The following is a 6774-nucleotide window of genomic DNA, read 5'->3' on the forward strand; positions in this document are numbered from 1 at the left end:
GGGTGGGGAGAGCACATGGAAGCCCGGGTAGCTGGCGAGGGCCAGTTCGACGGCGGCCCCGCTCAGCGCCCGCCCCACGACCTGCTGGTCCGGGTCGCGCACGACGAGCCGCAGCAGCGCGCTGGCCGTCTCCTCGGTGTCCGCGTCGGCCCGGTCGGTCCGCACCAGCTCCCAGCGGACCTCCCGCGGCGGCGCCTTGGCGAGCGCGTCGGACAGCTGCTCGCGCACCAGGGCCGCCTTGGCCTCGATGTCGAGGCCGGTGAGGACGAAGACGACCTCGTTGCGGAAGCCGCCGAGCCGGTTGAGCCCGGTCTTGAGCGTGGGCGGCGGCGCCTCCCCGCGCACCCCCTCGATCCGCACCCGGTCCGGCCCGTCCTGGCTCAGCCGTACGGTGTCCAGCCGGGCGGTGACGTCGGGTCCGGCGTACCGGGCGCCGCCGGTCTCGTACAGCAGCTGGGCGGTGACCGTGCCCACGTCCACGAAGCCGCCGGTGCCGGGGTGCTTGGTGATCACGCTGCTGCCGTCGGCGTGGATCTCGGCGAGCGGGAAGCCGGGGCGGCGTACGTCGCCCTCGCCGAAGAACGCGTAGTTCCCGCCGGTCGCCTGGGTCCCGCACTCCAGCACATGTCCGGCGACGACGGCACCGGCGAGCCGGTCGTGGTCCGCCGGCCGCCACCCGAAGCGGGCGGCGGCCGGCCCGGTGACGAGCGCGGCGTCCGTCACCCGGCCGGTGACCACCACGTCGGCACCGGCCCGCAGGCACGCGGCGATGCCGAAGCCGCCGAGGTAGGCGTGGGCGGCGAGGGTGCCGGGGTGGGCGGCGGTGAGGTCGTCGCCCTCGACGTGCGCGACCCGTACCGGGACGCCGAGCCGGTCCGCCACCTCGCGTATCTGCGCGGCGAGTCCGGCGGGGTTGAGGCCGCCCGCGTTGGTGACGATCCGCACCCCGCGCTCCCGGGCGAGGCCGAGGCAGTCCTCCAGCTGGCGCAGGAAGGTGCGGGCGTATCCGGCGGACGGGTCCTTCAGCCGGTCGCGGCCGAGGATGAGCATGGTGAGTTCGGCGAGGTAGTCGCCGGTGAGGACGTCCACCTCGCCACCGGTGAGCATTTCGCGCAGGGCGTCGAAGCGGTCGCCGTAGAAGCCGGAGAAGTTGCCGATGCGCAGCGGGTTCACCGGCCCGCCTCCTGCGACGGGCGGCCGTGCGGCTTCGGCGGGTTGCCGTGGTGCTCGGGCGGATTTCCGCGGTCCTCGGACGGGTTGTCGTGGTGCCGAGGCGGGCGGCCTGTGCCGGGTGGGCCCGCGAAGGCCTGGGCGAGGTCGAGCCAGCGGTCGGCGTCCGGGCCCACGGCCGTCAGGGCGAGGTCGGCGCGGTGGGCGCGCTGGGTGACCAGGAGGCAGAAGTCGAGGGCGGGGCCGGTGACGCGCTGCGGGGCGTCCTCGGGGCCGTACGCCCACAGCGCGCCCGAGGGCGCGGTGAGTTCGACGCGGAACTCGTCGGCCGGCGGGGTGAGTCCGTGCACCCCGTAGGCGAAGTCCCGGGTCCGCACCCCGAGCCGGGCCACATGCCGAAGCCGGTCGGTGGGTGTGCGGACCACACCCAGGGCCTCGGCGACGTCCCCCGCGTGGGCCCAGGTCTCCATGAGCCGGGCCGTGGCCATGGAGGCGACGGACATGGGCGGGCCGTACCAGGGGAAGCGGGCGCCGGGCGGGGCGGCGCGCAGGGCCTCGTCCAGGGCGGTGCGCCCGGTGCGCCAGGCCGCCAGCAGGTCGGCGGGCGGGAGCGCGGCGCCCTCCTCCGCCCCCTCGTCCACGAACGAGTCCAGGGCGGCGAGCGCCTTCTCCACCAGCGCCTGGAAGGCGCCGGTGTCGGTGACGGCGAGCAGTGCGGAGCGGTCGGTCCAGGCGAGGTGGGCGATCTGGTGAGCGACGGTCCAGCCGGGCGCGGGCGTGGGCAGGGCCCACTGCTCCGGGCTCGACTCGGCCACCATCAGGTCGAGTTCGTCGCTCTCGGCACGCAGGTCGTCGATGACGGGCGTCGGGTCGGCCATGGGGGGAGCATGGCAGCGACCCCAGAAACAATCAAGCGTGCTTGCATGAATTTATCGGGCTCGGGTGCCGGTGGGGGGCGGGCTCGGAGGTCAGTCGGGCGCGAGCCGGGTGCCGACGGGGCGTGGGCTCGGAGGTCAGTCGGGCGCGAGCCCGGAGGTCGGTGGGCGGCGGGCTCAGGCTCGGGCGGTCACACCGCTTCCAGGGGCGGATACACCGGCTTCCACCGGGCCGTCCGCACCGCCGCCTCGACGTCGTCCGGGCGGGCCCGGGCGACACCTTCGTCCACCGCCGCGCGGGCCACGGCCACGGCGACCGCCTCCGAGGTGGCGCGCAGGTCGCGGATCGGCGGCAGGACCGGCGCGTCGGCGTGGGCGACCGCCGTGTCCCCGGTCCGCCGGGCCACCGCGTCGGCCGCCGCGCGCAGCATGCGGTCGCTGATGCGGGAGGCGCGGGAGACGATCGCGCCGAGGCCGAGGCCGGGGAAGACCAGCGCGTTGTTGGCCTGGCCGATCTCGTACGCCGTACCGTCCCGCTCGACCGGCGGGAAGGGGCTTCCGGTGGCCACGAGCGCACGGCCGTCGGTCCAGTCGAGCAGGTCGGCGGGGGTGGCCTCGGCGAGGTCGGTCGGGTTGGACATGGGCAGGATGATGGGCCGCTCGGTGTGCTCGGCCATGGCCCGCACGATGTCCTCGGTGAAGGCGCCGCCCTGTCCCGAGGTGCCGATCAGGATGGTCGGGCGGGCTCGGCGGACCACCTCGTTCAGCGGGATGCCGGGCAGGTTCTCGTCCCGGTGCCAGCCCTCGACCTCCTCGGCGGGGCGGGCGTACGGCCGCTGGACGTCGCGCAGCCGGTCGCCCTGGTCGGCGGTGAGCAGCCCGTAGCGGTCCACGCACCAGAAGCGCGCGGTGGCCTGCTCGGCGGTCAGGCCCTCGGCGATCAGGGCGTCGCGCAGCTGGTCGGCGACGCCGATGCCCGCGGTGCCGGCGCCGAAGACGACGATCCGGTGTTCCGGCAGGGGTGTGCCGGTGGCGCGGACGCCGGACAGGACGGCGGCGAGGTTGACCGCGCCGGTGCCCTGGATGTCGTCGTTGAAGGTGCAGACCCGGTCGCGGTAGCGGTCGAGGATCCGGCGGGCGTTGGCGGTGCCGAAGTCCTCCCAGTGCAGCAGGGCGTCCGGGAAGAGCCGGGTGGCGGTGGTGACGTAGGCGTCGATGAACGCGTCGTAGGTGTCGCGGTCGACGCGCGGGTGCCGGTTGCCGAGGTACAGGTGGTTGTCGAGGAGTTCCTGGCGGTTGGTGCCGGCGTCGAGCATGACCGGCAGGGTGCGGCGCGGGTCGATGCCGGCGGCGGCCGTGTAGACGGCCAGTTTGCCGACCGCGATGTCGATGCCGCCCACGCCCCAGTCGCCGATGCCGAGGATGCCCTCGCCGTCGGTGGCGACGATCAGATCGACGTCGTCGGCGCCCAGGCCGCTCGCCCGCAGCGAGCGTTCGATGTCGTCGGGGGCGTCCACGGAGAGGTAGACCCCGCGCGGGCGGCGGAACTCGGTGCTGTAGCGGCGGATCGCCGTGCCCACGGTGGGGGTGTAGACGATGGGCAGCATCTCTTCGAGGTGGTCGCCGACCAGCCGGTAGAAGAGGACCTCGTTCCGGTCGTGCAGGGCGGTGAGGTAGACGCTCTTCGCCAGGTCGCTCGTCTGGTCCCGGAACTGGCCGTAGGCGCGTTCGGCCTGTTCGTCCTGGGTGAGCACGCGGGGCGGGACGAGGCCGACGAGGTCCAGCGCGCGGCGCTCCGCGTCGGTGAACGCCGTACCGCGGTTGATCCGGGGGTCGGCGAGTACGGCGCGACCACGGGCGGTGACCTTCATGGCATCCACTTTTCCACACGCACCGCTCCGCCGCGCAGGCGAGCAAATACGCTCAGTGATGGGCCGTGCCGGTCACTGGCCTTCGGCCGGGAGGGGCGGGATCTTGTTGCGGGCGATCTGGGTGCGGACCGCGCCGATGCTCGCCGCGATGACCAGGGCGATCGCCGCGGCCTCGGTGAGGGTGAGGGCCTGGTCGAGGATCAGGAAGCCGGCGGTGGCCGCGAGAGCCGGTTCCAGGCTCATGAGGATCGCGAAGGTGGAGGCCGGCAGGCGGCGCAGGGCCAGGAGTTCGAGGGTGTACGGCAGGACCGAGGAGAGCAGGGCCACCGCCGAGCCGAGGGCGATGGTGGTGGGGTCCAGGAGCCGGGTACCGGCCTCGGCGATGCCGATGGGGAGGAAGAGGAGGGCGGCGACCGCCATGGCGAGGGCCAGGCCGTCGGCCTGGGGGAAGCGGCGGCCCGTCCGCGCGCTGAAGACTATGTAGGCCGCCCACATGGCGCCGGCGCCCAGGGCGAGGGCGGCACCCGTGGGGTCCAGGTTGCCGAAGCCTCCGCCGCCGAGCAGGAACACTCCGGCGAGGGCCAGGCCGGCCCAGACCGCGTTGATCGCGCGGCGGGAGGCCAGGACGGACAGGGCCAGCGGGCCGAGGACTTCGAGGGTGACCGCCGGGCCCAGCGGGATGCGGGCGACCGCCGCGTAGAACAGGCCGTTCATCGCGCCCATGGCGATGCCGAAGACGATCACCGTGCCCCAGTCGGTGCGCGAGTGACCGCGCAGCCGGGGCCGGCAGAACAGCAGGAGGACGATCGCCGCCGCGAGGAGGCGCAGGGTGACCACGCCCAGCGCGCCGGCCCGGGGCATCAGGGTGACCGCCAGCGCGCCGCCGAACTGCACCGAGACACCCCCGGCCAGCACCAGCCCGACCGGCCCGAGGGAACCGATGCCTCGCCTTCCCGCCGCGGGGGCGGTCTGGGACGGCGATGTGGTGCGGGGTGCGGCGGTCACGGGCGGTCCTGGTGCTCGATCGGGTTCGTCCATCGCGATGTACTAGCAGGTCCAGGGTAATGGACTTCGACAGGGGCGTGAACCCCTTATGGAGCTGTCCCGGATGCTGGGATCAGCCGGCCGGCCAGGACCCCTCGTCCGGGAACAGGGGGCGGCCGTCCGGGAGGACCGGGGCGGGGGTCCGCCCCCGGTCCCGTACACCGCCGCCGTCCCCCAGGTCGCCGGGTTCCTGTACGCCGCCGGGTTTCCGCAGGCCGCCGGGGCACACCCTCTTGCGGAACTGGGCGCGGCCTCATGAATCGGCCGGGCTCCACGCCTCCAGCACCTCGGTGTCCGTCGCCCGCGCGTGCAGGAAGTAGTCGGCCCACGCGGCGATGTCCGGGTAGGCGCACTCCTGGATCAGGCGGGTCACCGCCGCCGGTATGTCGTACGACGTGACGCGCAGGTCGGCGCCGGGCCCGAGGAGGCACCAGTGGGCGCCGGGGCGGCCGTAGGGCATGCCGACGCTGCCGGGGTTGACCACCAGGCGGCCGTGGGCCAGGCGGAGGTAGGGCATGTGGGTGTGGCCGCAGACGACCGTACGGATGTCGGCCGGCAGGCCGGTGAAGACCTCCGCCCAGCGGGCCGGGCGGGAGTCGACCAGGACCACTTCCTCGTCGTCACGGGGCGTGGCGTGGCAGAAGAGGACCGGGCCGAGGCCGCGGACGCGCAGGGCGCGGGTTGCGGGGAGGGCGGCCAGGAAGTCGACCTGGTCGGTGCGCAGTGCCCGGGCGGCGTAGGGGCCGATGGGGTCGGGGATCTCCGTGCGCTCGCCGCGCCGGTACTCCACCAGCTCCCGGTCCGCGTTCCCGCCGATCCACAGCACCCGGTCGCCCTGCTCCCGCAGCAGGTCCAGCACCTCGGCGGGCTGCGGGCCCGCCGCGATGTCCCCGGTGAGGACGATCCGGTCGGCGGCGGCCACGTCGGGCTCCGCCAGGACGGCCTCCAGGGCGGGCAGGACGCCGTGGATGTCGGAGAGCACGGCCACGCGCGTGTGTTCGTCGGTCACTCGGTGCCCCTTCCGTCGGTCTCGCCCACAGCGGTCTCGCCCGCGTCGGCCTTGCTCTCGTCGGTGTCCGTCGCGGAAGTGCCGAGCGCCCCGTCGGCGCCCGTCGCGGGTGCGTCCAGCGCATCGGCCAGGACCTCCGCCAGATGCCGGCCCCGGACCCCGGCGAGCTGGTCCAGCTGGGTGCGGCAGGAGAAGCCGTCCGCCAGGATCACCGTGCCCGGGGCCGCTTGCCGGACCGAGGGCAGGAGCTGTTCCTCCGCGCAGGCCCGGGAGACCTCGAAGTGGCCCTTCTCGAAGCCGAAGTTGCCGGCCAGGCCGCAGCAGCCTCCGCTCAGCTCGCCGGTGAGGCCGGCGGCGGCGCGCAGACGGCGGTCGGGGGTGTCGCCGAGCACCGCGTGCTGGTGGCAGTGGGTCTGGCCGGCGATCGGGCGGCCGACGGCGGGCGGGGCCCAGTGCGGGGCGTGCCGCTCCAGGGTTTCGGCGAAGGTGAGGACCGCGGCGGACAGCCGGGCGGCTCGTGGGTCGTCCGGCAGGAGTTCCGGGAGGTCGGTGCGGAGGGCGGCGGCGCAGCTCGGTTCCAGGACGACGACCGGGACCCGGGCCCGCAGTACCGGTTCCATCAGGTCCAGGGTGCGGCGCAGGACCGTACGGGCGCGGTCCAGCTGGCCGGTGGAGAGGTAGGTCAGTCCGCAGCAGACCCGGGCCCGGCGGGCCGTGAGCAGCGCGGTCGCCGCCCTCGTCCTGCCGTCCGCGATCGCTCCGCGGCCCGGCAGCAGGGTGGGTGGCAGCGCCACCCGCAGCCCGG

General features: G+C 74.8%; 6 protein-coding genes. All 6 read right to left on the minus strand.

From position 1 onward, the window contains the following. On the minus strand, positions 1 to 1173 hold a 1173-nt coding region (locus CCN44_RS25440; RefSeq protein WP_086699851.1), incomplete at its 3' end, for an acyclic terpene utilization AtuA family protein. Beyond that, positions 1170 to 2048: a TIGR03084 family metal-binding protein gene (locus tag CCN44_RS25445; RefSeq protein ID WP_086699855.1), complete on the minus strand. Its 879-nt coding sequence runs from the start codon at positions 2046 to 2048 to the stop codon at positions 1170 to 1172. The genes CCN44_RS25440 and CCN44_RS25445, both read right to left, overlap by 4 nt. Positions 2049 to 2236: 188 nt before the next feature. Beyond that, a complete protein-coding gene (locus CCN44_RS25450; RefSeq protein ID WP_086699859.1) occupies positions 2237 to 3916 on the minus strand; it encodes an NAD-dependent malic enzyme in 1680 nt (559 codons plus the stop codon). Between the two features lie 72 nt (positions 3917 to 3988). Next, positions 3989 to 4954, minus strand: a complete 966-nt coding sequence (locus CCN44_RS25455; RefSeq protein ID WP_059250515.1) for an EamA family transporter — start codon at positions 4952 to 4954, stop codon at positions 3989 to 3991. Between the two features lie 259 nt (positions 4955 to 5213). Further along, entirely contained in the window at positions 5214 to 5969 is a 756-nt protein-coding gene (locus CCN44_RS25460) for a metallophosphoesterase family protein (protein ID WP_086699865.1), read from the minus strand. Then, the coding region (locus CCN44_RS25465; protein ID WP_244203962.1) for a (Fe-S)-binding protein at positions 5966 to 6774 on the minus strand (809 nt) is incomplete at its 5' end. The genes CCN44_RS25465 and CCN44_RS25460, both read right to left, overlap by 4 nt.

This window comes from Streptomyces tricolor (genome assembly GCF_002155905.1).
Lineage (GTDB): Bacteria > Actinomycetota > Actinomycetes > Streptomycetales > Streptomycetaceae > Streptomyces > Streptomyces tricolor.

Coding starts and splice junctions, on each gene's coding strand:
- CCN44_RS25445 (WP_086699855.1), bottom strand. CDS start 2,048: ATGGCCGACCCGACGCCCGTCATCGACGACCTGCGTGCCGAGAGCGAC.
- CCN44_RS25450 (WP_086699859.1), bottom strand. CDS start 3,916: ATGAAGGTCACCGCCCGTGGTCGCGCCGTACTCGCCGACCCCCGGATC.
- CCN44_RS25455 (WP_059250515.1), bottom strand. CDS start 4,954: ATGGACGAACCCGATCGAGCACCAGGACCGCCCGTGACCGCCGCACCC.